The organism is Fluviicoccus keumensis (assembly GCF_004217445.1).
In the GTDB taxonomy this organism is placed as follows: Bacteria; Pseudomonadota; Gammaproteobacteria; order Pseudomonadales; family Moraxellaceae; genus Fluviicoccus; species Fluviicoccus keumensis.
The window spans coordinates 645955-672609 of record NZ_SHKX01000010.1; the positions used below are offsets into that span (position 1 = coordinate 645955).

General features: G+C 64.5%; 25 protein-coding genes. 12 read left to right on the forward strand and 13 right to left on the reverse strand.

Annotated features, from left to right (window positions below):
- Positions 1-14: 14 nt before the first annotated feature.
- Positions 15-521, forward strand: a complete 507-nt coding sequence (locus EV700_RS03985; RefSeq protein WP_130411046.1) for an acyl-CoA thioesterase — start codon at positions 15-17, stop codon at positions 519-521.
- 61 nt (positions 522-582) lie between these two features.
- Positions 583-1467, forward strand: coding sequence for a Dyp-type peroxidase (locus EV700_RS03990; protein ID WP_130411047.1), 885 nt, complete (start codon positions 583-585; stop codon positions 1465-1467).
- A gap of 4 nt (positions 1468-1471) precedes the next feature.
- On the opposite strand, the gene EV700_RS03995 is transcribed toward EV700_RS03990, so the two are convergent.
- Positions 1472-2704, reverse strand: coding sequence for a 6-phosphofructokinase (locus EV700_RS03995; RefSeq protein WP_207224563.1), 1233 nt, complete (start codon positions 2702-2704; stop codon positions 1472-1474).
- A 226-nt stretch (positions 2705-2930) separates the two neighbouring features.
- Between EV700_RS03995 and pgaB the strand changes: the two genes are divergently transcribed.
- From pgaB to EV700_RS04015, 4 genes are all read left to right on the forward strand, one after another.
- The gene (gene pgaB / locus EV700_RS04000; protein WP_130411049.1) at positions 2931-4916 is read left to right on the forward strand and encodes a poly-beta-1,6-N-acetyl-D-glucosamine N-deacetylase PgaB; all 1986 of its coding nucleotides are present in this window, start codon (positions 2931-2933) and stop codon (positions 4914-4916) included.
- 15 nt (positions 4917-4931) lie between these two features.
- Positions 4932-6206 carry a poly-beta-1,6-N-acetyl-D-glucosamine synthase gene (pgaC, locus tag EV700_RS04005; RefSeq protein ID WP_130411050.1) on the forward strand — a complete coding sequence of 425 codons (1275 nt, stop codon included), beginning with the start codon at positions 4932-4934 and terminating at the stop codon, positions 6204-6206.
- Positions 6207-6270: 64 nt separating this feature from the next.
- Positions 6271-6708 carry a poly-beta-1,6-N-acetyl-D-glucosamine biosynthesis protein PgaD gene (pgaD, locus tag EV700_RS04010; protein ID WP_130411051.1) on the forward strand — a complete coding sequence of 146 codons (438 nt, stop codon included), beginning with the start codon at positions 6271-6273 and terminating at the stop codon, positions 6706-6708.
- A 266-nt stretch (positions 6709-6974) separates the two neighbouring features.
- Positions 6975-7706: an SRPBCC family protein gene (locus EV700_RS04015; RefSeq protein ID WP_130411052.1), complete on the forward strand. Its 732-nt coding sequence runs from the start codon at positions 6975-6977 to the stop codon at positions 7704-7706.
- 14 nt (positions 7707-7720) lie between these two features.
- Here the strand turns inward: EV700_RS04015 and EV700_RS04020 are convergent, their stop codons facing one another.
- Positions 7721-8131 carry a YchJ family protein gene (locus EV700_RS04020; protein WP_130411053.1) on the reverse strand — a complete coding sequence of 137 codons (411 nt, stop codon included), beginning with the start codon at positions 8129-8131 and terminating at the stop codon, positions 7721-7723.
- A gap of 157 nt (positions 8132-8288) precedes the next feature.
- On the opposite strand from EV700_RS04020, the gene EV700_RS04025 reads away from it, so the two are divergent.
- Both EV700_RS04025 and EV700_RS04030 read left to right on the forward strand, forming a co-directional pair.
- Positions 8289-10136 carry a sensor domain-containing diguanylate cyclase gene (locus EV700_RS04025; RefSeq protein WP_165391324.1) on the forward strand — a complete coding sequence of 616 codons (1848 nt, stop codon included), beginning with the start codon at positions 8289-8291 and terminating at the stop codon, positions 10134-10136.
- 65 nt (positions 10137-10201) lie between these two features.
- Entirely contained in the window at positions 10202-10633 is a 432-nt protein-coding gene (locus EV700_RS04030) for a thiol-disulfide oxidoreductase DCC family protein (RefSeq protein ID WP_130411055.1), read from the forward strand.
- A 5-nt stretch (positions 10634-10638) separates the two neighbouring features.
- On the opposite strand, the gene EV700_RS16905 is transcribed toward EV700_RS04030, so the two are convergent.
- The 3 genes from EV700_RS16905 to EV700_RS04045 are packed head-to-tail and all read right to left on the reverse strand — an operon-like array spanning position 10639 to position 13519.
- Positions 10639-11070 carry a hypothetical protein gene (locus tag EV700_RS16905; RefSeq protein WP_207224565.1) on the reverse strand — a complete coding sequence of 144 codons (432 nt, stop codon included), beginning with the start codon at positions 11068-11070 and terminating at the stop codon, positions 10639-10641.
- The gene (locus EV700_RS04040) at positions 11067-11894 is read right to left on the reverse strand and encodes an SDR family NAD(P)-dependent oxidoreductase (protein WP_130411056.1); all 828 of its coding nucleotides are present in this window, start codon (positions 11892-11894) and stop codon (positions 11067-11069) included. Before EV700_RS04040 ends, EV700_RS16905 begins: the two co-directional genes overlap by 4 nt.
- A 59-nt stretch (positions 11895-11953) precedes the next feature.
- On the reverse strand, positions 11954-13519 hold the full coding sequence (locus EV700_RS04045) for an FAD-binding protein (RefSeq protein WP_130411057.1): 1566 nt from the start codon (positions 13517-13519) through the stop codon (positions 11954-11956).
- A gap of 179 nt (positions 13520-13698) precedes the next feature.
- Between EV700_RS04045 and EV700_RS04050 the strand changes: the two genes are divergently transcribed.
- Positions 13699-14343, forward strand: a complete 645-nt coding sequence (locus EV700_RS04050; RefSeq protein WP_165391325.1) for a TetR/AcrR family transcriptional regulator — start codon at positions 13699-13701, stop codon at positions 14341-14343.
- Between the two features lie 15 nt (positions 14344-14358).
- Here the strand turns inward: EV700_RS04050 and EV700_RS04055 are convergent, their stop codons facing one another.
- Together EV700_RS04055 and EV700_RS04060 are read right to left on the reverse strand one after the other, a co-directional pair.
- Positions 14359-14703, reverse strand: coding sequence for a c-type cytochrome (locus tag EV700_RS04055; protein ID WP_130411059.1), 345 nt, complete (start codon positions 14701-14703; stop codon positions 14359-14361).
- Positions 14704-14827: 124 nt separating this feature from the next.
- Entirely contained in the window at positions 14828-15610 is a 783-nt protein-coding gene (locus EV700_RS04060; protein ID WP_130411060.1) for an SDR family oxidoreductase, read from the reverse strand.
- 266 nt (positions 15611-15876) lie between these two features.
- On the opposite strand from EV700_RS04060, the gene speD reads away from it, so the two are divergent.
- The gene (gene speD, locus EV700_RS04065; protein WP_130411061.1) at positions 15877-16263 is read left to right on the forward strand and encodes an adenosylmethionine decarboxylase; all 387 of its coding nucleotides are present in this window, start codon (positions 15877-15879) and stop codon (positions 16261-16263) included.
- Here speD and EV700_RS04070 read toward each other — a convergent pair.
- The gene (locus EV700_RS04070; protein ID WP_130411062.1) at positions 16205-17296 is read right to left on the reverse strand and encodes an SDR family oxidoreductase; all 1092 of its coding nucleotides are present in this window, start codon (positions 17294-17296) and stop codon (positions 16205-16207) included. The two genes, speD and EV700_RS04070, sit on opposite strands and share 59 nt — an antisense overlap.
- A gap of 85 nt (positions 17297-17381) precedes the next feature.
- On the opposite strand from EV700_RS04070, the gene EV700_RS04075 reads away from it, so the two are divergent.
- A complete protein-coding gene (locus EV700_RS04075; protein ID WP_130411063.1) occupies positions 17382-17786 on the forward strand; it encodes a heavy metal-responsive transcriptional regulator in 405 nt (134 codons plus the stop codon).
- A gap of 12 nt (positions 17787-17798) precedes the next feature.
- Here the strand turns inward: EV700_RS04075 and EV700_RS04080 are convergent, their stop codons facing one another.
- The 5 genes from EV700_RS04080 to amrB form a co-directional block, all read right to left on the reverse strand.
- Complete coding sequence (locus EV700_RS04080) at positions 17799-18863, reverse strand: HD-GYP domain-containing protein (RefSeq protein WP_207224566.1); 1065 nt, start codon at positions 18861-18863, stop codon at positions 17799-17801.
- The gene (locus tag EV700_RS04085) at positions 18860-22312 is read right to left on the reverse strand and encodes a PAS domain-containing hybrid sensor histidine kinase/response regulator (protein ID WP_130411064.1); all 3453 of its coding nucleotides are present in this window, start codon (positions 22310-22312) and stop codon (positions 18860-18862) included. The genes EV700_RS04080 and EV700_RS04085 overlap by 4 nt, the downstream gene beginning before the upstream one ends.
- 25 nt (positions 22313-22337) lie before the next feature.
- Positions 22338-22691: a c-type cytochrome gene (locus EV700_RS04090; protein ID WP_207224567.1), complete on the reverse strand. Its 354-nt coding sequence runs from the start codon at positions 22689-22691 to the stop codon at positions 22338-22340.
- A gap of 152 nt (positions 22692-22843) precedes the next feature.
- The gene (locus tag EV700_RS04095) at positions 22844-23743 is read right to left on the reverse strand and encodes a DMT family transporter (RefSeq protein ID WP_130411066.1); all 900 of its coding nucleotides are present in this window, start codon (positions 23741-23743) and stop codon (positions 22844-22846) included.
- Between the two features lie 239 nt (positions 23744-23982).
- Positions 23983-25347 (reverse strand): AmmeMemoRadiSam system protein B, encoded by a 1365-nt coding sequence (gene amrB, locus EV700_RS04100; protein WP_130411067.1) that lies wholly within the window; start codon positions 25345-25347, stop codon positions 23983-23985.
- A 162-nt stretch (positions 25348-25509) separates the two neighbouring features.
- Here amrB and amrS point away from each other — a divergent pair, with 162 nt between their 5' ends.
- Positions 25510-26616, forward strand: a complete 1107-nt coding sequence (amrS, locus tag EV700_RS04105; RefSeq protein ID WP_130411068.1) for an AmmeMemoRadiSam system radical SAM enzyme — start codon at positions 25510-25512, stop codon at positions 26614-26616.
- The last annotated feature ends 39 nt before the right edge of the window (positions 26617-26655 follow it).

Consider the following 26655-nt stretch of genomic DNA (forward strand, 5'->3'; position numbering starts at 1 on the left):
CACCGGCCTCCACCATGACCCTGAACGCCAAACCCGTCTCGGCTTCCCGCATCGACAACCACGTCTACAAGATCTTCCCCAACGACCTGAATGCCCGCAAAACGGCTTTCGGCGGCATGATCATGAGCATCGCCGACCGCGTCGCCGTGGTGGCGGCGGAGCGTCATAGCGGCTCGGTCTGCGTCACCGCCAGCGTCGACTCCTGGCACTTTGTCGCACCGGCGAAGGAAAACGATACGCTGGTGTTCTCGGTGTCGGTGAACCGCGCCTGGACATCGTCGATGGAAATCGGCGTGCGTGTCGATGCCGAAAACAGCTATGAAAACTCGCGCAAGCACATCGTGTCGGCCTACTTCACTTTTGTGGCGGTGGACGAAAACGGCAAACCGCTGCCCGTGCCCGCCCTGCTGCCGGAAACCGATACCGAGTGCAAACGCTTTGCCGCCGCCGAAGTGCGGCGCCAGGCGCGACTGAGCGTGCGCGAGTCCCTGAAACAGTTCAAATCCGGCGCGGCGGACTGATTGCGCCGCCCGACGGGGACAGGCAATATCGGCCCATCCGCATTCAGACACCGGTATTGCCATGTCCCTGTCCCAACCGGGCATTCTCGCCCCTGTGCCGCCGCTCGCCCGCTACCTCACCTTCCGCATCCGCCATCAACCTGACCTGAGCGCCGCCCTGGACGCCTTGCAAACGCTGGCCGACGGCGATCGCATTGTGGTCGGATTGGGCAAGTCCCTGCTGCTGCAACTGGGGGTGGAACGACCCGCCCTGCCGGGATTTCCCGCCTATACCACGGCTGCCGTCAGCATCCCCGCCACCCCGGCCGATCTGTGGTGCTGGCTGCGCGGCGAGGACCGCGGCGAGCTGCTGTTGCTGGCGCAATTACTGGAAGAGGCGCTGGCGCCCGGATTCGAACTGACGCAAGTGACCGACGCATTCCGCCATCAGGAGGGTCGGGACCTGACCGGCTACGAAGACGGCACGGAAAATCCCGAGGGCGCGGATGCTGAAGCCGCGGCCATTGTCCGTGGTCAGGGTGAAGGATTGGACGGGGGCAGCGTGGTGGCGGTGCAGCACTGGCGGCATGACATGGCAGCCTTCCGCGCCATGAGCGGCGCGGCCCAGGACGCCATGATCGGACGGCGGCGCAGCGACAACGAGGAGCTGGCGGACGCCCCGGAATCCGCGCATGTGAAACGCACCGCCCAGGAAAGCTTCTCGCCGGAAGCCTTTGTGCTGCGCCGGTCGATGCCGTGGGCGGAAGGTCAGGAGGCGGGTCTGGTATTCGTAGCCTTCGGACACACGGCGCAGGCGTTCGCCGCGCAATTGCGGCGCATGGCGGGCGTGGAAGACGGAATCGCCGACGCCCTGTTCCGGTTCACGCGTCCGGTCACCGGCGGCTATTTCTGGTGCCCGCCCATGCGCGACGGCCGGATCATGCTTCCGCCCAGCGCACGGCCATGAGGCATCAGGGGCTAAGGGAAATATCCGTGAACGCGGGTATCCGGTAATCCGGCAGTCCGTCCCTGAACGGCGGGTAATCCTCGCCGACAATCAGCGGCGCCAGATAGCGGCGACCGGCGGCGCTCAGTTGATAGCCGTCAGCCGTCAGGAAATCCGCCGGAACGCGGCGCTCCGGGGCGGTCACCACCGCCAGCGGCGCGGCGACAATATCCCAGCGATAGGGATCGTCAGCCAGGCGGCGGATCACCGGGCTGAAATGACGTTCACCCGCCAAGGCGATCATCACGGCGGCCTGCCCGGTGGCGCGGGCCTGGGCGACATCGGTCGCGGACACCAGATGCCGGGCGGACCGCTGCAGGTAATCCGCCACCGACCAGTGACATTTATAGCCCAGACGCGCCGTCACCCGCGCCGCCAGCCAGGGCGCGACGCCGCCCAGCTGCCGGTCTCCCGCTGCGTCACGCTGCCCCGTGGCATGCAACAGTTCACCATTCGCCCCGGTCAACCCTTCCGAAGCGGCCACGGCGCAATGACCATAACGATCAACCGTTTCCCGGACCCGCCGCAGGAATCTCTCCTCATCAAACGGGCGCTCCGGCAGCAACAGGATATGCGGCCCTTCGCCAGGATGCCGCGCCGCCAGACCGCAGGCGGCGGTCAGCCAGCCGCTGTAGCGGCCCATGGTTTCCAGGATGAACACCTTGCTGGAACTACCCGCCATCGCCGCCAGATCCAGGCTGGCCTCCCGCAGGGACGTGGCCAGGTACTTGGCGGCGGACCCGAAGCCGGGACAGGCATCGGTATCGGGAATGTCGTTGTCGATGGTCTTGGGCACATGCACCACGTTGAGCGGATAGCCCGCAGCCTGGGCGATCGCCAGGATATCGCCGCAGGCGCGGGCCGCGCCGCCGCCGCCGTTATAGAACACCGTGCCGATGCGATGACGCTGCAGCACCGCCACCAGACGGGCATGCTCCTCCGGCTGCAGCACATGACGGCAGGTGCCCAGCGCCGCCGACGGGCTGTAGCCCAGCATGTCCAGCTCGGGTTCGTGCAGCGCCGACAGATCCACCAGGCGCTCTTCCAGCAAGCCGACAATTCCGTCGCGAGCGCCAAACAGCCTGGCGCCGGCCGGCGCCTGCTGTCGCCAGGCGGCGATCAGGCCGGCGGCGGTGCTGTTGATGACGGCGGTAACGCCGCCGGCTTGGGCGTAAAGCGCATTACAATTCTGGGTCACGACTGGATTCCGGCTATACCCGACGCCCGGCGGCGGGGACGATTGAAAGATGACACTGATAGCATCGTCGCCGCCCATCTGGCAATCATCGCCCGCTTGTCAGACGATACGATACCGACCCGATACAAATAATGTTATAATATTGCATTGGCGTTTACTCGGCGAACGTCAATGATGTTATCCAGCCCCTTTTCATTGGTTGATACGGCTCATCATGAGCAACCCCATGCGCAGATTATTACCGGTTATCCTGTTGGGCCTGACCGCCCTGTTCTCCCTGCCTGTCCGGGCGGATGCCCCCACGGCCGAGCTGACCATTCTCAGCTATCACGAAATCGCCGAACGCAATGACGCGCTGGTGCCCGAATATACTGTCACGCCCACCAATTTCGTTCGCCAGATGGACTGGTTGAAGAATAACGGCTACCACTTTGTCAGCGTCAACGATCTGCTGGCGGAGCGCGCCGGCAAGAAACCGCTGCCGGACAAAGCCGTGCTGATCACCTTTGATGACGGCTATCACTCGGTTTATACCCACGCCTATCCGATCCTGAAGATGTTCAATGCGCCCGCCGTGGTGGCGCTGGTGGGCGGATGGCTGGAGAAGCCTGATGGCAAGGTCAACTTCGACGGCAAGAGCATCCCCCGCTCCGACCTGCTGTCCTGGGATGAAATCCGGGAAATGACCCGCAGCGGCCTGATCGAGGTCGCCAGCCACAGCTACGCCCTGCATGAGGGCATCCTGTCGAATCCCCAAGGCAACATGCAGCCCGCCGCCACCGCGCGCCGCTGGCTGCCGGACCAGAAACGCTACGAAGATGAAGCCTCGTACCGCCAGCGCGTGACCGCCGACCTGAAGCGCAACAACGACCTGCTGAAGCAGCAACTGGGCCGCGCGCCCCGCATCATCGTCTGGCCCTATGGCCGTTACAACGTCGAAACCACCGCCATCGCCGAGAAACTGGGCATGCCGATCAGCCTCACGCTGGATGATGGCTCCAACACCCTGAACACGCCCTTGCACGCCCTGCGCCGCATCCTCGTCGAACGCTCGATGGCGCTGTGGGATCTGAACCGCGAGATCGAAAGCCGCAACGCCAACCTGCTCGATGACGGCCGGCCCGGCAAGATCATGCATGTCGATCTTGACTACATCTATGACCCCGATCCCGCCCAGCAGGAAAAGAACCTGGGCCGCCTGCTGGACCGCATCGTGGCGATGGGCGTGAACACGGTTTACCTGCAGGCCTTTGCCGACCCGGACGCCAACGGCGCCGCCGATGCGGTCTATTTCCCCAACCGCCACATGCCGATGCGGGCCGACCTGTTCAACCGCGTGTCCTGGCAGATTTCCACCCGAACCCAGGTCAAGCGCGTCTATGCCTGGATGCCCATGCTGGCCTGGGAACTGCCGGCGGATAATCCCGCCGCCGCCGACAAGGTCGTCACGCTGCCCAGCGACGGCAATCCCGATCACGTCAGCATGGGTTACCCGCGCCTGTCGCTGTTTTCACCGCGCGTCCGTCAGGTGATCCGTGACCTGTATCAGGACCTGGCCCGCTCCACGCCGCTGGACGGCATCCTGTTCCACGACGACGTCACCCTGTCCGACTACGAAGACGCCAGCCCGATGGCGCTGCGCACCTACAAGGAATGGGGCCTGCCGCCGTCAGTGAAGACCATCCACGACAGCGACGATCTGCTGGGCCGCTGGACCATCCTCAAGATCAACGCCCTCGACAACTTCGCCGCCGACCTGATCAAGGTGGTGCGCGAAGAACAGCCGGATGTGCGCACCGCCCGCAACCTGTATGCGCAGGTGGCGCTGAATCCGCGCTCGGAAGTGTGGTACTCGCAGTCGCTGGAAAATTCGCTGAACAACTACGACTACACCGCCATCATGGCCATGCCTTACATGGAACAGGCCGCCGACCCGGTCGCCTTCCTGCATGAACTGGTGGACAGGGTCAGCCAGTATCCGAACGGCCTGAGCAAGACCGTCTTCGAATTGCAGTCGGTGAACTGGCGCAAGGATGACGAACCGATTCCGACCAAGGAGCTGGCGGACGCCGTGCGCGCGCTCTACGGCTGGGGCGCCCAGAATGTGGCTTACTATCCGGACAACCTGTTCGTGAACAATCCGGACCCGAGCGTGCTGCGCCCGGTGCTGGACAGCAAGCCCAACCTTCCGCCCGTCAGTCCGCAGCCCTGAGCCGGAGACCTGTCCATGTCTTTCCATGCGTTCTGGCAGATGATCCTCGGGTTTGCATTCTACTACCCGCTGTTCATGTCCTATCTGTGGATGACCGGGGCCATCCTGTTCTTCGCGCGACATGAACGGCAATTCAAGGATTTCCGCCGCCCGCCGAAACTGTCGCCCACACCGCCGGTCAGCGTGCTGATCCCCTGCTTCAACGAGGGCGACAACGCCGAGGAAACCCTGGGCCACGCACTGGGCCTGGATTATCCGGATTTCGAAGTGATCGCCATCAACGACGGCAGCCGCGACAACACGGCGGAAGTGCTGGACCGCCTGGCGGCGAAGCACCCCCGGCTGCGCGTGGTGCACCTGGCGCAGAATCAGGGCAAGGCGATGGCGCTGCAGGCGGGCAGCCTGCTGGCCAAGCATGAAATCCTGCTGTGCATTGACGGCGACGCGCTGCTGGATCCGAACGCCGCGCACTGGATGGTGCGCCATTTCGTGGAAGACGCCGAAGTGGCGGCGGTGACCGGTAATCCGCGCATCCGTAACCGCTCCACCCTGCTCGGCCGCATCCAGGTCGGCGAGTTTTCATCGATTGTCGGCATGATCAAGCGCGCGCAGCGCAGCTTCGGCCGCCTGTTCACGGTGTCGGGCGTCATTACCGCCTTCCGCAAGTCGGCGGTGCATGAAGTGGGCTACTGGAGTCCGGACATGCTGACCGAGGACATCGACATTACCTGGAAGCTGCAGCGCCACGGCTGGGATGTCCGTTTCGAGCCGAACGCGTTGGTGTGGATCCTGATGCCGGAAACCCTGCGCGGCCTGTGGAAGCAGCGGTTGCGCTGGGCCATGGGCGGCGCGCAGGTGCTGCTCAAGAATATCGATATCGTCATCAAGCCCGGCCAGAACCACCTGTGGCCGCTGCTGCTGGAACTGTGCCTCAGCCTGCTGTGGTCCTATGCCATGCTGATCCTGGTGCTGGTCTGGCTGGCGGGATACGTTACCCCGGCCGGATGGCTGCCGGTGGTGAGTTCGCCGCTGATCCCGCAATGGAGCGGCGTGGTGATCGGCGCCACCTGCCTGCTGCAGTTCGGCGTCAGCAAATGGCTGGACAGCCGCTATGACCAGGGCCTGGGCCGTAATTATTACTGGATGATCTGGTACCCATTGATCTTCTGGGTAATCAATATCGGGTGTACTATAGCCGCCTTTCCGCGGGTGCTTCGGCGCGACGAGGGAAAAAGGGCGCGTTGGGTCAGTCCGGATCGCGGAATTCGCCCGCCGGATGCTAAAATATGATCAATTTGGAAACACTGACTTCGCAGGATGCCTGTAACAATCCAGAAGCGAGAGTGATGCAACCATGACCAGCAGTCTGATTATCAATGTGCCGCAGCATCTGGGCATGCCGCGGCGAATCCTTTCCGGGATGGTGACCTTCGGCTTGTGGTGCCTGTGGTGCGCCCTATGGCTGCCCATCATCCACAACTACCATTATCTGGTGCAGTGCTGCGGCAGCTACAGCCTGGCCGCCGTGCGCCTGGTCGACGGCGCCACCGCCATTTCCGCCGAGCACGTGGCGACCGTGCTGTTGGGCACCGCGACCACGCTGCTGCTGTGGTCGCTGCTGCCCAGCCACCGCCAGGCCCGCCCGCATCGCCGGAACAGCTTGTCGGATTACGCCCGCCACTTCGGACTGGATGTCGCCGACGTCTTGCGCGGCCACGATGCATCCGTCTGCACCGTGCACCATGACGAGCAGGGCCGGATCACCGCCATCGTCCGCCACCCCGCCCCGTAATCACGCTGGAACTCGGCCGCCCCGTTTCCGGGGCGGTTTTTCCGACCAACGGCTACAGCCGGCCGACTGATGCCAGGCATCACCTCTTCCCTTTCCGCGAAAACCGCAAACGGTCATTTCTTTTGCAATTCCAGCCAAACAGGCCGGATTCTTATTCTGCTTCTTTTTTGAACACTCCGCATTTGCTATAACAGCCGCCACCGGCTTGACCGGCACAGAATTCCAAAAACAGCCTTGTGGCCTCCTCCGGATGCCGGGAGTACCTCATGCGATTCTTGCAACGACTGCTGGGCGTTTGCCTGACACTCTGCTTTTCCCTCGGCCTGGCCCATGCGGCCGCCACCGGCGACGATGATCTGGACGAATTGCGCGACAAACTGGGCAACCAGTGGGTGCTGCTGAAGAATGACCGCTTGCGCAGCATCAAGACCTGGATCAAACAGGAAGATGACAAGCAGTATCGCTCATTCCGGGTAGAGGCCACGCTGAATGGCGATGTGGAAACCTACACCCGGGTCATGCTGGACGCTGATAACTTTTCGAAATGGTACTGGGAAGTGCTGGAATCGAAGATGCTGAAACGGGTGTCGGCCACCGAATACTACATCTACCTGAAACACCGCGCGCCCATTGGCCAGCCTAACCGCGATGTCATCCTGCATGCGGTCTTCGAACCGCAATCGGGCCAGAACAAAACTTTGGTGATGCGCGTCAATGCCGCACCCGGCTATCTGCCGGAAAAACCGAAGCTGGTGCGCATGCCCGCCGAGGACATGACGGTGAAGGTGACGCCGCTGCCCGGCAACAAGGTGCAGCTGGAAGCGGAAGGCTATGTCGATCCGGGCGGCAATGTGCCGAACTGGGCGATCAACTACATCCAGCGTTCCGCGCCGTACAGCATCATGCTGGGCCTGCAGCGGATGATGCTGAATCCGGAGTATGCCCGCGACAACAGCCCGCGCGGCAACCTGCCTTTCCAGGTGCTGAGCGCCCGTTGACGACGGGCGGGGTGTCAGGCGGCGGGCAGTATCTGCCCGTCGCAGTAATACCAGCGGCCGTTTTCGCGGCGGAACGTTGAACGCTCGTGCAGCACATGCAGGACCAGGTTGGCGGTATAGCGGGCGCGGAACTCGACCACGCCTTCGCTGTCTTCAGCACCGCCCTGCTCGGTGGCGACAATCTCGAGCTGCTTCCAGCGCAGGCCGCGCAAGGACATCTTGATGCCGTTCAGCTCATTGGCCTCGCGGCATTCGGGATGGCGGGTGGCGACCAGATAGTTGGCGTTCCCCAACGCATAGGCGCAATAGCGGGAACGCATCAGTTGCTCGGCCGTTTCAGCGGGTTTCAGACCGGAGTGGCGCGGGCCGCAGCAGTCGCGATAGCCCAAACCGGAGCCGCAGGCGCAAGGAGCGTCTTTTTTCATGGAGGAACATTCCTGAATCTCGGGGTGAGCGCATTCTACCCGGCCACGGCCACGCCGGCATCCTGTATTACACACCCCGGAACGTCGTGCTATGATGAGTACGGTTGTCTACAAAAACATCAAAGTGACTGCCCCGCAGCCACAAGGACCGGCGCCCATGCACAACGTCGTCATCAGGCCTGCTCTGGTTTTCCTGCGTTTCCTGCTGTGTCTGGCCGGGCTGCTGTCGCCACTGCCGCTGTATGCCTCCTCTCCTCCCGTCAGCATCACCGCCGATACCGCCGCCGTGCCGTTGGCCGCCAGCCTGGATACGCGGCTGACGCCGCTGGACACCGGTTTGCCTGTGATCATTGGCGACAACGTCGGTGCCTGGCAAGCCAACAGCCGTCGCCTGAACAGTTTCGGCTACGCAGCCGACCACGCGCTGTGGCTGCGTTTCCGGCTGGATCGCCAGGACACGTCGCAACCACTGTTCGTGCGCTACGACTACCCCAATACCGATTACCTAGACCTCTGGTACGTGCGTGACGGCCGGGTGCTGGCCCACTATCAGGGCGGCGACCGGCGGCCGTTCCGGACCCGGCCGGTGGACCAGCGCAATTACCTGTTCCCGGTGCCCGCCGTGGCCGGGCCGGTGGAAGCCTACCTGCGCGTTGAATCACAGGGACCGCTGGAAGCACCGCTGGCGCTGGTCAACGCCCATCAGGCCGACCGCGACGAACAGGAAATGATGCTGTGGATCGGCCTCTATTTCGGCATCATCGCCATCATGGTGCTGTACAACGCCTTCATCCTGCTGATCGTGCGCCAGACCGCCTATCTCTACTACGTGCTGTACGTACTGAGCTGCGCGGCCTTGCAGTTCGTACTGTTCGGGCTGGGCTTCCGTTACCTGTGGCCGACGTCGGTGACGCTCAACAACACCCTGACCATGACGCTGCCCGCGCTGACGCTGGCCACCGCCATCGCCTTCGTCTTCAGCTTCATCGACCTGAAGCGCCACGGCGCGCGCTGGGAACAATGGATCGCCAAGGGCATCTTCGCCGCCTGCGCCGCGCTGCTGGCCGCCGGGCTGACCCTGCCCTATCACGTCGCCTTCACCGGCACCAAGGTGCTGACCTTCGCCTGCGTGCTGACCGGCTTCTACATCGGCGTGAAATACTGGCTGAAGGGCGTGAAGTCGGCGCGGATCTTCGCACTGGCCTGGTTCAGCTACCTGGTGTTCATCCTGGTCTACCTGCTGGAACTGTCCGGTCGCCTGCCCTCGAACCTGTTCACCCGCAACGCACTGGCGATAGGCGCGACGCTGGAGCTGGCGCTGCTCTCGATCGCCTTTGCCGACAAGATGAACGAGGAAAAGGACAAGCGCCTGACCGCGCAGAACGAGTTGTTGCAGATCCAGATGCAAACCAACGCCGACCTCGACCGCAAGGTGCGCGAACGCACCGAGGCGCTGGAAGAGGCCAACCGCCGCCTGCAGATGGTCAGCATTACCGACGGCCTGACCGGCTTGAAGAACCGCCGCTTCTTTGATGAAAGCAGCCACGCCGAATACCAGCGCGCCTACCGCGAGAAAACCTGCCTGTCGTTCCTGATGATCGACATCGACTTCTTCAAGCGTATCAACGACACCTACGGCCACCCCTTCGGCGACCTCTGCCTGCAAAAGGCGGCGGGCATCATCATGTCGGCGATCAAACGCCCGCCCGACCTGGCGGCACGTTACGGCGGCGAGGAATTCATCGTCATGCTGCCCAATACCGACACTGAAGGGGCGATGACCGTCGCACGGCTGATCCACCGCACCTTTGCCGAGACGGTGGTCAGCGACGGCCAGCGCGAAGTGACACTGACGGTGAGCATCGGCGTGGCCGGGGAAATTCCGCATGAACGCGAGGGCCGCGAAGCCCTGCTGAAACTGGCGGACGAGCGGCTCTACCGCGCCAAGGAAAGCGGCCGCAACCGGGTGGAATGGCTGGACGGGGGATCGGCGGCCACCGCCTGACACCTTGGCGGCCGCAACTGCCAGGCGTATGCTGGAGACAATCCCTTTTGACCCGGAGGTTGTCCATGTCCCTCCCGCCCCATGTTGACGCCCGACACCGCATCGTCATGTTCGACGGCGTCTGCAAGCTTTGCCACGGCTGGTCGCGCTTCCTGATCCGCTTCGACCGCCAGCGCCAGTTCCGCCTGTGCACGGTGCAGTCCCCGGCCGGACAGGACCTGCTGCGCTGGGCCGCTTTGCCCACCGATCAGTTCGACACCATGGTTTACATCGAGGATGGCCGCATCTACACCAAGTCGGATGCGTTCCTGAAGGTGATCGGCCACATGAATTACCCGTTCCGTCTCGCGGCGCTGGGTTGGCTGCTGCCGCGCGCGCTGCGCGACTGGCTGTATGACCGGGTGGCGCAAAACCGCTACCGGATCTTCGGGCGCTTTGACGTCTGTCTGCTGCCGACACCGGACCACGAGGCCCGGTTCGTGCAGCCCTCGCACTGACCGGCTTAGACCCCGGCGTTGCGTTCCAGCGTGCGTTGCAGGATCTGTTTCATGTTGCGCAGCTGTTCCTCCTTGCCCGCGATCTGATCCGCCGGCGCGCCGTCGTTGCGCGCCGCCGTCAGGTCGCTCTCGACGCGGGCGATATCCTTTTCCGCCGCCTTGACGAATTCGCCCAGGATGAAACGGCGACGCTCGGGCGTCAGCGGCACCGGCGCGGGGGCGGCCGCAGGTTCGGCCGGCTTGGCGGCCGGAGCGGCGGCATCGACGCTGACCGGGGCCGACGGGGTGGCGACCTGCGCCATCTGACGACCGAAATCGGGATTTTCCCTGACCAGCGACCAGTGCCCGCCCTCGCCGGACGCGCCCAGCCACAACACGCCGCCGATCAGGGGAACGGCCAGCACTACGGCCAGGATGGCCTGCCTGCGCTTGTTCATGCGGTTTTCTCCTGGCCGTTTCCGGCCTTCAACGCCTTGCGGTAGGTGGTCCCGGTAATGAAGGTGATCAGCTTGCGCGGGGCAAGCCGGGTGGCGAACAGTTGCGCGCGGTTCAGCAGGCCCGGCACGGCGATGCCGTCGCGACGGCGCATCGCTTCCAGCCCGTCACGGGCGCAGCTGTCCACATCCTGCAACAGCGCGGTGTTCTCGAAATAGCGCAACTGGCTGTCGCGGGTCATGGCGGTGTCGATGCCCCCCGGCGAGAACACCGTGATCGACACCGGCTGGCCGCGCAACTCTTCCGCCAGGCTTTGCGCGAAATTGGTGATGAAGGCCTTGGTCCCTGCATACGCCGACTGGAACGGCACCGGCAGCAGGCCAGCCATGCTGCTGACCAGCATGACGCCGCCGCCCTGCCCCTTCTCCAGCAGGTAGGGCGTGAACAGGCTGACCAGACGAACGACGCTGGTGACATTGGTGGCCAGCATCGCCTCGAAGGCGGACCACTCCATGTCCAGATGGTTGCCAAAGTGGGTGACCCCGGCATTGAGGATGACGCCGAAGATCTCCCCGGCGGCCGTGGCCTCGGTGAAGACGCGTTCCACATCCTGGGGCTTCGCCAGGTCGGCGGCGATCACCTGGCAGGAAATGCCGGTGCTGCCTTCCAGCTCCGCCTTCAGTTCATTGAGGCGGTCCAGCCGCCGCGCCACCAGCACCAGATCAGCCTGGTCGCGGTTGGCCAGCAGTTTCGCCATCGCCAGCCCCAGCCCGGATGACGCGCCGGTAATGAGGATGCGGCGGCTGGTGAAATTCATGGCTTGCATGTTGCTGTCTCCATAGGAAACGCCCTCCCGGCAGACCGGGAGGGCGCGAGGGTCATCGCTTAGCGGGGACGCACCGAAATCCCCAGCCGGTCGGTGACCTTGCCGTCAAAGGTGCCGCCGTTGAAGCGGCGCTGTTGCGTCTTCCACAGATCCCACTTCGGATACAGGCCGCGCAGTTGCGACTCGCTGGTCAGCAGGTTCAGGTCCAGACCCCAGTGCGGGCGGGCGCCGAGCTCCTGATACATGGTGCGCTGGTACGTCTTCAGCAGCGGCTGGGTGCTCTTGCTGTCCTTCAGCCCGATCACTTCCATGAACATGCTGTTGCGGCCGTTCTGCATCGCCACCAGGGCATCGGTCTTCTTGACGAAGCGGATCGCGATCGGCGAGGTGTGGACGATGTTCTGGCTGAACAGGCTGTCCGACAACGCGAACGAGCGCTCGATGGCCGCCACGGTCTGGTTGTAATCAAACGCCGCCTCGATGGCGATGGCCGGCGTGTCGTTGACCACGCCGATATGGAATACCTTATAGCTGACGTTGGTGTAGTTGTCGTCGGCCTGCGAGGTCATGGTCTGTTCCAGGATCACCTTGCTCAGCGACGGGAAGGTATCGATGATGCCGGCCAGCGGCATTTCCATCACCGTGATCAGGCCGGACACGAAATCGGTGCCGGGCTGGCCGCGCTCGCTGGCGGGCTGCTCGGGCAGCGGCGTGTAGGAACGGAAGCGCTCGGTGATCAGGAAGGTATGGTCGCCGTTGTCATCGGCATAGGGCGTGTATTGCAGCTCCCAGTGCTCGGGCGACGGTCCGGTCGCATTGACCGGCAGGCCTTGCAGCAGGCGCTCCAGCGGGCCGCCCGGCTTCTTGATGTCGGACCACTTCACCTTGGTGCGCACTTCGCGCAGCCAGAATTTGGTGTCGGCTTTCAGCACTACCGAATAGATCACGCCCATAGAACCGAACGAGACCCGCGCGGCGTTGAAGGCGTTGTCATCCTGGATCAGCTCGACCGGAATGGTGGAGTCTTCCTCCAGCTTGCGCGGGAAGGTCAGCGGGTTGGTGATGCCGTTGGTCGGCTCGATCTGCACCATGCGGCCGCCCTCCACCACCATCTGGATGCTCTGCACCTGGTCGGCGATGGGGCCGTAGGCCAGGCCGGAACCATGGGTGGCGGTCATCATCACCCCGGCGATGGTCTGGCCGTCATAACCGCCCAGGTTGGTGAAGGCCAGCCCCTTGCTGTCCAGGAAGGTGTTCATTTCGCGGATGCGCATGCCGCTCATCACCCGTACCAGCTTGTCATCCGCCGGGTTTTTCAGGCGGGCGCGGTCCAGGTTCAGCGGCTGGTTCAGCTTTTCCGGGGTGAACAGCACCTCGTTGGTGATGGCGATGTCCGACGCCGAGTGGCCGGAGCCGGTCATGCGCACGCGCTTGCCGTTGCTGGACGCGGTGCTGATGTAGCTCATCAGCTGCTTGGCGCTGTCGGGCTGGGCGCGGTATTGCGGCGTCACCTTCTCGGTCTGCATCACGTTCGACCATTCGTCGCAACCGGCCAGCGCGCCGCCCAGGGCGGCCAGCGCCAGCAGGCGGGTCAATAACGGTGCGGATATCCTTGTACGATTCATGGGCTCTCCCCCTGGAAACAGTTGTTGTTATGCTGATGGTGTTCTGTCGCGAAAATGGCGCTTTCCGCCCGCCTGCTCTCCCGCAAGCCGTCCGGCGCGGGTAAACTTGCAGCGGCGGGATTCGCCAGCAACATGAGCATCGCTCATATCTGTATTCTTTTTAACCGGGAAGAGTCATCTTGTCAAGCGAGCCGGAAGTCCAGCATGCCCACCTGAAGCGCGTCCCGCGACAGGAGCGCAGCCAGCAGCGTTTTGAAACGATTGTCGCCGTGGCCTTGCGGCTGTTCGGGGAACACGGTTACGAGGCGGTGTCGATGCGGGAAATCGCACGCGAGGCCGAGTGCCCGATCGCTTCGGTGTATCAGTACTTTCCGACCAAGCAGGCCATCGTCAAGGAAATCTGGGTGCGCTACAGTCAGGCCGTGCGCGCGGCGCTGGCAGAAGACCTGCAACGGTTTGTGGAAGCGCGGCGGCTGGAGGGCGGAGAGGAACTGATCGAGCGGATGGTGGACCTGATCACCGAACTGCAATTATCCAGTCCGGCCTATGTGGAAGTGTGGGGCTGCATCGCCGCCACACCGGAGCTGCGGGTATTGAACGACCAGGACACGCTGAACAGCGCGGCCCTGATCGCCGAAGCGGTTATGGCCATTCGTCCGGAAGCCGACCGGGAGCGCATGGAAGGGCTGACGCTGATGCTGACCGAGGCGGCCAGCTCCATCACCAAGCTGACGTTGTCGCTGCCCGAATCCCAGCGCATCCGGATTATCGGGCAGCTGAAAGAATCGATGAAGATCCTGTTCCGGGCGACGCTGGGGCTCTGATCCCGCCCGTCCCGTTCAACGCGACTGCCGGATCATGTAATCGACGGCCGCCTTGACCTGGCGGTCGCTGTACACCCCTTCGTAATCATTCTTGCCCGGCATGATGCGCGGTGATCCCGGCATGCCCAGAATGGCCGCGCGGTAAAGCGGTTGGCGGCCCTTGGCCAGTCGCGGCGCCCAAGCCTGGCGATCGCCCAGCACCGGCGCGCCCAAGTCGCCGCCGTCGTCATGGCACAGCGAGCAGATCTGGTTGTAGAACGCCTTGCCGCTGCTGGCCCGGGCCGGTGCAGCGGCCGTCGCCAACACCATCACGAACAACACCGACACGGTCCGACAGAAAAACGGAATACTGACGCGCATGGCGAATGCCTCCCTGCTAACCACAAGATTCCTGATAACTCCAGCATCAGGCTTTTAGCAGTAAAGCAGCTGAATCCGGCGGCGGCAAGGACAGTGAGCCCATTCTGTCCGGTGCATCACAGATTCAACCGACCATCGCCCGCCCGATCGCCCCCGAGCCGGACAACGACAGGCCGCCATCCACCGGCAACACCACGCCGGTGATGAAGGCCGCCTGCTCCGAGCACAGCCACAGCGCCGCATCACTGATGTCCTTCAACTGACCGAAACGCTGCAAGGGCACCGCCCGCGTCCAGGCATCCACCGACTCCGGCGACGGCGCCAGCCGCGCCATGCCCTCGGTACCGGCGATCGGACCCGGCGCAATCGAATTGATGCGTACCCCCGACCCGCCCCACTCCAGCGCCAGCGTGCGCGTGATCTGGTCAATACCCGCCTTGGCGGCGCAGACATGCACCTGACCCGGCACCGCCAGCCAGCTTTGCGCGGCGGTGATGTTGATGATGCTGGCGCCCGGCTTGCGCAGGTGCGGCCAGGCGGCCCGCATCACGTTGAAGGTGCCCAGCAGGTCGATGTCGACCACCGTTTTGAAACCGTTGGCGGACAACGACGCCGCCGGACAGATGAAATTGCCCGCCGCCCCGGACACCAGCACATCCAGCGGACCGAGTTCGGCCGCCGTTTGCGCCAGCGCCTGGCTGACGGCCTCGAAGTCACGGACATCACCGCTGAACGACAGCACCCGGCCGCCGTGCCGCGCCAACTGCACCGCCGCCGCCGCCAGCTTCTCCGCCGACCGGCTGAAGATCGCCACCTGCGCTCCCGCTTCGGCAAAGGCTTCGGCGATGCCCAGGTTGATGCCGCTGCTGCCGCCCGCCACAAACACCACACGGTTCCGGAAATTCATGTTGCTTGCCTCCGCATTACCCAAGGAATCGATTCAGGCCCGGTCAGGCCTGTCTTCTTTGTCGGACAATCCCACAACTCCTGCTTGGATGACAGGGGTAAAGAGGCCAAATTGCGACGGCGGGAAAATCCCATGCTAAAATCAGGGGCATTATCCGCCGTCATTTTCCAGGACCCGCCCATGGCCGCCGCCATCCCGCCCGTTGCGCCCGCGCCGATACAAGCCTCGCCGGTCCACACCGACCGCATCCTGCGGAGCCGTCGTCCATGAACCCGCGCGGCATGCACCTGCTGCTGGATTTCAACGATGTCGATCCGGCGCTGCTCGCCGACGCGGCGCATCTGGAGGCGGTGCTGCGGGAAGCCGCGCAGGCCGCCGGGATCGAAGTCCGCTTCGTGCGGTTTGAACCGGCCGGGGAACACGGCGGCGTCATCGGCATCCTGCTGCAAGGCGACTCGCGGCTGGGCATCCATACCTGGCCGGACTCTGGCTACGCCGCCATCGACCTGTTCATGACCGGCGGCCAGACCCCCGAATTCGCCGTGGAGGTGCTGGTGGACCGGCTCGACCCGTGCGCCATCCGCCAGCAGGTGGTCAAACGCGGTCCGCGCCACCCGCCGGACGAAGCCGCTGCTGAAGACGATAACGGCTAGCCGCCGCCAGCACCGTCGCCAGCGGCGGCGGCGTCAGGCCCATGCGCCGCCCCAACTGCTCCGTTTCCCCGGTCAGCAGCGGTTCCCGCCGCAGGAAATCCAGCTTCTCGCGGGTCAGGCCGGTGCGGTCGGACAGCCATGAGCAACCGGCCAGCCGTCGCAACACCGGCACCGGCACCGTCAGCCTCGGCGGCTTGACCCCGGCCTCGCGCGCGCAGGCCGTCATCACCGTCTTCAGGTCGGGCGTGGCCGGATCGGCCAGCAGGTATTCCCGCCCTACCGCTTCCGGATAATCCGCCACCCGCGCCATGAACGCCGCCAGATAATCCAGGCTGACCAAGGGCAGCCGGTAACCGCCGCCGCCCGGCACAGCAGGCAGGCGGCCCGCCAGCAGGTCATCGAGACTGCGCGCCATTTCCTGCGTGTCCGGCAGTTCGCCGGTACCGGCATGACCGGCCAGCGTCGCCGGATGGATCACCGTCAGCGGCACGCCCAGCCGCGCGGCGGCGCGCTTGACGGCAAAATGGCCTTCCAGCTTCGACGCCTCATAGGATCCGGTGCGCCGGTAAACGGCGGGCCAATCGACACCGCCACCATCGCCGTGAATGCCCAATGACGCCAGATGACCGGGGAAAGTCAGCATGTAGCCCGATACCTGCACAAAGCGGTGCAGCGCCAGTCGTGACGCCGCCGCCTCCAGCAGGCCCGTCGCGCCGGTCACGTTCACCGCCCGCACCTGCGCCTCCGGCAGGTTCCAGCCGAACAGCGCGCCGCTGTGATAGACGACCGTCACCGCCGCCAGCGCGCGCCAGCCGTCAGCGTCAATCCCGGCCTCCGGCCGCGCCAGATCGCCCGCCACCGCCTGCAGGGCGCTGATGTCCGCCCCCTGGCCGCGCAGCCAGTCCTGCAAGACCGGCAATTGCGCCGCCGGACGGCGCAGCAGCACTGTCACACCGTCACCCTTGTCCAGCAATTCCTTGACCAGATAACGGCCGATATAGCCGCTGGCCCCGGTCACCAATACGCGTGTCATGTCCGTTATCCCGATGAATGAAGGTTTCAAGCAGCCTAAACCCTGGAGTATACTCCAAGGTCAAGCGCTTTCGGGGGCGGTATTCATGAAAATCGGACAACTGGCGAAAACGGTCGGCGTCAGCAGCGACACCGTGCGCTTCTACGAGCGGCTGGGACTGTTGCAGGGGCGGCGGTTGGACAACGGCTATCGCGATTATCCGCCCGCCGCCGTGGAAATGCTGCAATTCGTGAAGCTGGCGCAGGAACTGGGATTTTCGCTGGCGGAAATCCGCGGCATCGCGCCGCTGCTGACGCAGGGCGGCCTGCCGCCGGAGCAGGTGCAGGCCTTCGTGCAGGAGAAAATCGCGGTGATCGACCGGCGGATCGCCGAATTGCAGAACCTGCGCGAACGCCTCGACGGGCTGGCGCTGGGCGCGGACTGCCCGTTGCGGCGCGACTGCGATACCTCACAACCTCCGGTCAGCCTGACGCTGGTGACAGTCTCGTGAGACGTACCGCTGTCAGGTCAGGTCGCTGTCGATGACCACCAGGCCGTAACCGTCGGCAAACTCCTCGCGGATCTGCTTCAGTTGCGGCAGGGCCTTGTGGAAGGCCTCCATCAGACCGGGGTCGAAATGCGAACCGGCCTGCTGATCAATGCGCCGCACCGCCTCCGCCACGGGAATGCTCTTGTGGAAAGGGCGATCGGAGGTGAGGTCGTCAAAGGCGTCCGCCAGCGCCACGATACGCGCCATCAACGGAATGGCGACCCCCTTCAGGCCGTGCGGATAACCGCTGCCGTCCCAATGCTCGTGGTGCGACAAGGCGATAAGGCGCGCCGCGCGCAACAGTTCATCCTGCTGTTCGCCGATAATGTCCGCGCCGAATGTCGTGTGCTGGTTGAGGATTTCCTGCTCGGCCGGGTCCAGCGGGCCATGCTTGAGCATGATGCTGTCGGGCACGCCGATCTTGCCGACATCGTGCAGCGGCGCGGCGTGAAACAGGGTATCCACTGACTCGGGGCTCATGCCCAGCGTTCGGCCGAGCAGCCGCGCGTAATGGCTGATACGGACAATATGGTTGCCGGTTTCCGTGTCGCGGTATTCGGCGGCCCGGGCCAGACGGCGGATCAGCAGGTGGCGGGTCTTGTTCAATTCCGCGGTGCGCTGCTCCACCAGCCGCGCCAGCTCGCGATGCTGGTCATACAGCGCCAGATGCGTCCTGACCCGCGCCAGCACCAGCGCCGGACTGACGGGCTTCACCAGATAGTCTACCGCCCCCAGCTCCAGCCCCAGCCGTTCATCCTCCACCTCCCCCATGGCCGTGACAAAAATGACCGGAATCCCCCGGGTTTCCGGGTCCGCCTTCAGTCGCTCGCACACTTGATAGCCATTGAGGCCAGGCATCATGATATCCAGCAATATCAGATCCGGCCGCGCCGGGCCGGCGGCGATCTGCAAGGCCTTGTCGCCGCCGGCGGCGGCAAGCACCCGGTAATAGGGCGACAGCACATTGACGAGAATATCAATGTTGTCGGGCATGTCATCGACGATCAGCACGGTATGTTGCAGTGACGGTTCGGTCATGATGCGGCATTTCCTGGCGAAGAAGGGACAGAGGGGGCGGCGTCAGCACCGTGACGGGCGGCCGGTTCCAGTTGGCGGATCAGCGCCTCGACCGTGGCCTGGGCGCGGTCGAAGTCGTACAGGGCCGTATACTTGCGCAATTCGGCGGCCGGGGCGACATGCCCCAGCTGTTCCAGCAAACCGCACAGGGCGGGCGCCAGACGGGTGGTGCGGGCGTCATTGACCCGCAGCAGTTCGGCAAGACGCCCCAGCTCTTCGAGCAACGCCCGACGGTCCACCGGCGCGGCGGCAGCAGCGGTGCGTGCCTCCCCCGCGCCGGACGGCAGGGCGCGGGTCAACCGCGCCAGCAGGCCTTGCATCTCCCGATCCAGCAGCGCCAGGGCCGACGCCTGACCGCCCGCGTCCGCCCGCCGCAATCCGGTTTCAACCTCCACCGCCCGCGCAGCCACCGCGTCGGCCCCGATATTGGCGGCCAATCCTTTCAAGGTATGGGCGGCGCGGATGGCGGACTCCATATCCCCGGCCGCCATGGCCTGACGGATGCGGCTAACCGCATCCGCCTGATGCTCGCGGAAACGGGTCAGCAGCTGGAAAAGCAGTGCGGTATTTCCGTCCAGCCGCCGCAGGGCGAAGTCCAGGCGCAACCCCTCGATGACCGGCAGCGGCGACGGCGCGGACGCCGGACGGCGGGCGGTCTCGGCGGGCGCCGCACCGGAAGGATGGACCCAGCGGCTGAGCGTGAGGAACAGCTCCGCCACATCGATCGGCTTGGCGATATAGTCGTTCATCCCGGCCGCCAGACATTTTTCCTTGTCGCCGCTCATGGTATTGGCCGTCATCGCCAAAATGGGCAAATCCGCCATGCCCGGCAGGCGGCGCAGGCGCCGGGTCGCCTCGAAGCCGTCCATGACCGGCATCTGGCAATCCATCAGCACCCCGTCATAGGTGGCCTGCGCCGCCTTGGCGACGGCTTCCTCGCCGTTATTGGCCACATCCACCCGAATGCCCGCCTGCTGCAGGATTTCAACCGCCATTTCCTGATTATCGGCGTTATCCTCGGCCAGCAGCAGCCATGCCCCCGCCAGCGAGGCGCGCGCCTGCCGCTCCCGCGTATCCCGCTGTGACGACACCCGTCCATCACTGATAACCGGATCAGCGGCGCCGGCGGCCGGCGCGCGGCTGAAGCGCGCGGTAAAATAGAACAGGCTGCCGACGCCGGGCTCGGACTCCACGCCGATCTCGCCTGACATCAACTCAACCAGACGCTGGCAGATCACCAACCCCAGCCCAGTGCCGCCGTATTTGCGGGATGTCGACGAGTCGGCCTGGGTAAAAGGCTGGAACAGCTTGCCGCTCTGCTCCCGGGTCAATCCGATGCCCGTATCGCGCACCTCGAAACGCAGCCAGACCCCCTCGTCTTCGTCACCGGCCGGATGCACGGCCAGGGTCACGGAGCCGGACTCGGTGAATTTGATGGCGTTGTTGACGAGGTTGCCCAGCACCTGCCCCAATCGGAAGGGATCGCCGACCAGATGCCGGGGCACATCCGCGTCAATCGCAAAACGGAGGTCCAGTCCTTTTTCCCTCGCCTTCAGGGCCTCCTGATCCGAGAGGGCGTCCATGACCTCGTCCAGGCTGAAGCCGGTTTGCTCGAAGGTCATCTTGCCCGCCTCGATCTTGGAAAAATCGAGAATGTCGTTGATCAATACCAGCAGGTTGCGGGCAGCGGCGTTGACCTTCCGGATATAGTTACCCTGCTTCTCGTTCAATCCGCTTTCCAGGGCCAGCTGCGACATGCCGATAATGACGTTCATCGGCGTCCGGATTTCATGGCTCATGTTGGCGAGAAAATCGGACTTCAAGCGCGTCGCCTCTTCCGCCAGCGCCTTGGCGTGCTGCATGACCAGCTCCGATTCCTTCTGGATGGAAATGTCGATCAGGCTGCCGACACAACCCGCCTGCGGCCGACCGGGCGTGCCGAATCCGCCCAAGGTGTACAGCACGGGATGTTTGCGTCCGTCCGCGAAGGTCACTGTCATCTCGGTGGTAAACACGCCCCCTTCCGCGAGAATCCGCCGATTGGCCTGCTGGTAAACCAGCCGGTCCTCTTCCGGCAACGCGGAAAAGTCCATGACCGACTTGCCCAGAAGCTCCTCGCGGTCAATGCCGAAGGCGGTCAGAAACGCCCGGTTGAACCCGAGATAGCGCCCCGCCGCATCCTTGAAAAAGACCGGGTATGGCAGCGCCTCCAGCAGCACCTGCCGGAACGCCAGCTGATCCGCCATCGCCTGCTCGTACTGCTTGCGCTGGGTCAGGTTGCGCACCACGATGCACAGGCAGATCCCGTAATGTTCATGCCACGGCATCGGCGTATAGCTGATTTCCAGCGGCAGCGTCTGGCCATCCCGGGTCAGGCCCGGATATTCGTGCGTCACCGCACCTTCGGCCGGGAGGCGTTCCACGCCGGAACCGGCGGGGATGACGCCGTCGGGCAGCAGTGCGGAGACCGGCAAGCCGACCATGCCGCCGCGGACGTGGCCAAAGGTTTCATCCGCCTGCGGGTTGGACTGGACGATCATGCCCTGGGGGTTGGTGACCAGAATGGCGTCCGGCGCGCTCTCGATGATGTGGCGGTACCAGGACTCGGCCATGGCCAGCGCCTGACGCTGGTGATCCAGATCCGCCATGGCCTGCTGATAGTTCACCAGCACCCGCGACAAATCCCCGATTTCGGTGGCTTCGGCCGCATGCGGAATGACCACCTTGCGCTCGCCCGCCAGTAGCCGGCTGGTTGTCTCGGTCAGATCGGCCAGCGGCATCAACAGGCGGCGGTGATAGAAGCGCAGCTGTATCAGCGCAATCATCAGGATGGTCAGCGCCATGGTGATCGCCGCCATCATCATCAACCGGTCGACACGCGTATCCAGGCGGGCGGTGGAGAGCATCAGCCGCTGGTGTATATATTCATCGGCCAGGCTGATATCGCGACGGATATCGCTCTTGGCGGACTGGTAAGGCTGGCCGAACGCCAGAGCCTGGGCCTGCTCGCGGTTACCCGCCGCCACGGCTTCCAGCATGCGGCGCTCCAGGTCCTGCATGGCGTCGGAACGGCTTTTGGCGGCGCGGATCAGGGCAGCCTCGTCGGGCTCCAGCTCCATCATCAACAGGCTTTCCACGGCATGATCGCGATGACGTATGTGATCCCTTTCCTCCAGGAAAGTCTGCCGGTAGCGCTCATCGCCCGTCACGGCATAGGAACGGACGGCATCGGTGAGCAGGTCATTGCCAAGGCTTAGCTGACTGAGGTCGTCGCTGGCCTGATGCAGTTGCACCAGAACATCGCGACGCTGATGGGAGGCGGCGAACGTCAGCAGGATCAGCACGCCCGTGACCGCCAGCACGCAGGCCTGCGCCCAGGCGATGCGCAAACCCAGGGCTTTCAGTTTCATCTGGCGGCCGCCGGACCGGTCACGGCTATTGCGACCGGCGGATCATGTAATCCACCGCCGCCTTGATCTGCCGATCGCTATACCGCCCCTCCAGGTCGTCCTTCCCCGGCATGGCCGCCGATTTGGCAGCGGCATGACCGCCCTTCAGCGCCGTGGCGTACAGCGCCGACTTGCCACGCGCGATACGCGGCGCCCATGCCTGGCGATCGCCGATGACGGGAGCGCCCAGCTGCCCGCCATCGGCATGGCAGGTGGCGCAAATGTGCTGATAGAACTGCTTGCCGCTTTCCGCACGGGCGGCGGGGGCCAGCAACATGATCGGGAAAACCAGACCGGCCAAAACGGCCAGACGGCCGACCGCTGTGATGAATGCTTCCATGGGCTCCGTTTCCTTGGACATGATGACTGTTGACTTACAGGCTGATGATTAGAAAACTCCTGCTCTCTTTCTGGAGTAAATCAAGGCCGCCGCCCAAATGCAAGGCGGCGACCCGGGATTAAGACAACCTGTCATCCCGGCGGGATAAACGCTCAGGCCACGCGCATCGCCCGCAGGTCGCGCAGGAAATACGTGCCCAACCCGGCGATGATCACCGCCATGCCCGCCACCGTCACGGTGGTGAAGCGCTCACCGTTGATCCACGCCCCCCACACCAGCGCGAACGCGGGCGTCAGGAAGGTGGTCAGCGACACCGTCGCGGGCGGCAGCGCCTTCACCAGGAAGAAGTAGCACAGCATCGCCACCACCGACGCCATCACCACGCTGTAGGCCAGCGCCGTCAGCGTCACCCAGCCGGGCATGGCGCGCGGCATCGAGGCCATGAAGAACGGCAGCACCAGCAGCATGCCGGCGGTCGAGAACAGCAGCGAGCCGGTGGTCTGCGCCAGCGGATGCAGCTTCGCCTTGTCATGCTTGAGCAGGAAGACCGACGCCACGTAACAGAACACGCCCATCAGCACCAGGAAAACGCCCTTGCCCTGCGCCGCCACGTGCGGCCCGCCCTGCATGATCAGCACCAGCCCGCCGAAGGCCATGCCCATGCCCACCCACTGCTCGGCGCGCAGCAGCTGGGTGCGGAAGACGCCGTGCGCCAGCAGGCCGACGAACAGCGGCGCCAGCCCGAACAGCAACGAGATCAACCCCGAGGGCAGGTAGGCCGCCCCCAGGTAGGTGAACAGCATCGCGCCCAGCAGGCTGAGCATGCCCGCCGCGTAACTTTTCACAGCCTCACGGTGGAACGGCAGGCGTTCTCCCAACATCCACAGACACAGGGCCGCCAGCGGCGCCGCCAGGGCGAATCGCAAGGCCAGCGCCCAGACCGGGTGCAGCTCGCGAATGCTCAGGACCACCGCCAGCGGCGTGGTGGACCAGATGAAAACCAGCAGGGCGTAACGACTGGCGACCTGCATCTGCGGGGGTTCGGGTTCCATGATCGGCTCCTTTTCTTCAGGGTTTTGGGGGGATGGAAAAACAAAAAAGGCCGCTGGGAGAGCGGCCTTTTTCAGGGGGAACAGGGTGCTGGATCAGTCCTTGTCTGGCCGCCGGGACAGGGACGAGCGCCATGCTGCCGCTTTGCGCAGGGCATGGACTCGACGGACGGAGACAACGGATTGGAAGGTCATAATGACCCGATACTGCCGGGAACCGTACAGGCGGTCAAGCGCGAATGTCAGAATTCTTCAACCTCATAACGCCACACCCGCAAGTCCGGGCTCCAGTAGCGTTCCGGCCAACCGCCCTTGCGTTTCAGGTAACGCACAAAGCGCACCGGGTCGGGAATCTGCGACCACACCGACGGCAGGTAAGTGGCGCGGCGATGGCCTTCCTCCAGAATGAGACCGTCAATGCCGGGCCGCAGCCGGTTGACCAGATCTTCCTCGGAATGCACCTCCAGCACCTCGGGCGGCACCAGCATCGAGATCTGCATGGTCAGGCCTTCCAGCTCCTGCGGCTGCAACGGCGCAAAGCGTGTATCGTTGAAGGCGGCGTCCCAGGCGTGGTGCGATACGTCCTCCACCAGCGGGCGGCGGGCTTCCAGCGAACCGATGCAGCCGCGCAGGTCGCCGTCCTTCAGCAGCGTCACGAAAACCGCCCCGTTAGCCGACAGGCGCGGCGGGTAGACCTCCGGCCGCACCAGCAGCGGGCCGCCCCCGTCCAGTCCCTGCCGGATGGACGCCCAGGCGATGGATTTCAGTGTATCGCGGTCGCTGGTGGACAGTCGGTCCGGCTTCGAGGTTTCGGGGTAAAACGCCCACGCGCCGTAACCGACCACCCGGTCGTGGTCGCCGCTGCTGTCGCCGGAATTGCACAGCGCCAGCGTCACCGGCTTCCAGTGACGGCGTTCGGCATGCAGCAGCAGGCCCTTCACGGCAATGCGGCCGCAGGCCTGCCTGTCGCCAATGGCGGCGGCGTCCAGCTGCTCGACGGCGTCGCACGTCAGGCGGTCCAGGATTTTGGCCGCCGCATCATCCAGATAATGCGACAGGTCGGAACTGATCACGAACAAGGTCCCTTCATCATCCCCAAAGGCATCCAGCACCGCCGCGACCTCCGCCGGATCGGCATCGCCGACCACGATCGGCAGCAAGGTGAATTCGCCCAGCACGGTTTGCAGGAACGGCAGCTGCACTTCCAGACTGTGTTCGTAGAGATGGGCCGCCTCCAGCAGGTGGACGCCCGGCAGCGTCTGCAGGCGGCGGGTGGAGCTGGTATCCAGATGGATGTCGCCCAACGGCGTGCGATAGGATTCGGCGCGGCTGAGCGCCAAGCCCTTGAAGGCCGTCTGATGCGACGGCCCCAGCAGCACCACCCGCCAGATCAGCGCCCGGTGCTCACGCAGGGTGGCGAACGCGGTCGCGGCCGCCACTCCGGAATACGCATACCCGGCATGCGGAACGATCAGCGCGCGCGGACAGGGTGCGCCGGGGCGGACCGGGCCGGCGCGTTCAAAACAGGCCTGCAGCGCCGCCCGCAGTTCGGCGGGATCGGCAGGGTAGAACCGGCCGGCGACCGCCGGTTCCCGGATACGCAACATGACATCCTCAATCACGGTAAATTCTGGCCTTCAGCTTAGTCCTTAGAAGACGAACTGACGAGACCGGTCATGTACGGGAATCGTCCGCCGGACGTAAAGCCCGCCTTGAAAGGCGGTTACAGCGCCCCATATTGTTCATAATTCACTCAACTCCGGTGTGCCATGTCCGACCGCCGCCATGCTCCGATCCAACGCGGTGACCCCGGCCTGGCGCCGACGCGCTGGTGGCATGCCCTGCCCGACGGCCGCGTGCAATGCGACCTGTGTCCGCGCGCCTGCACGCTGGCGGAAGGCCAGCGCGGCCTGTGTTTCGTGCGCGGCCGGCTGGACGACGCCGTGGTGCTGACCACCTGGGGCCGGTCCAGCGGCTTCGCCCTCGACCCCATCGAGAAAAAACCGCTGAACCACTTCCTGCCCGGCACGCCGGTGCTGTCCTTCGGCACGGCGGGCTGCAACCTGGCCTGCAAGTTCTGCCAGAACTGGGACATCTCGAAATCGCGGGACATGGACACACTGATGGCAAGCGCCGGCCCGCGCGCCATTGCCGACGCCGCCGTGCGCAGCGGCGCGAAAAGCGTGGCCTATACCTACAACGACCCCGTCATTTTCCACGAGTACGCCATCGATGTCGCGCAGGCCTGCCGCGAACGCGGCATCAAGAACGTGGCGGTCACGGCGGGCTATATTTGTGCTGGGCCGCGCGAGGAATTCTTCCGCCACATGGATGCCGCCAACGTCGACCTGAAAGGCTTCAGCGAGGATTTCTATTACCGGACCACCGGCGCGCACCTGCAACCGGTGCTGGACACGCTGATGTGGCTGAAACAGGAAACGCAGGTCTGGCTGGAGCTGACCACCCTGCTGATTCCCGGCCTGAACGACAGCGACGCCGAGCTGCACGCGATGACGCAATGGGTGAGGGAAAACCTGGGGCCGGACGTGCCGATGCACTTCACCGCCTTCCATCCGGACCACAAGCTGCGCGACATTCCGGCCACCCCCGCCGCGACGCTGCAACGGGCGCGGCGCATCGCCCGGGAGAACGGCATTCGTCATGCCTATACCGGCAATATCCAGGACACCGGGGGCGGCAGCACTTTCTGTCATCATTGCGGGGAGTTGCTGATCGAACGCGACGGGTACCGGCTGGGCCGCTGGGGACTGGATGCGCACGGGGCCTGCGGCCGTTGTGGAACCGCCCTTCCCGGGGTGTTCGAGGCGCAGGCGGGCGACTGGGGCGCAAAACGCTTGCGCGTGGCCATGACCTGAAGCCAGAACCGGGCTAAGATAGCCGCCACTTTCCGTTTT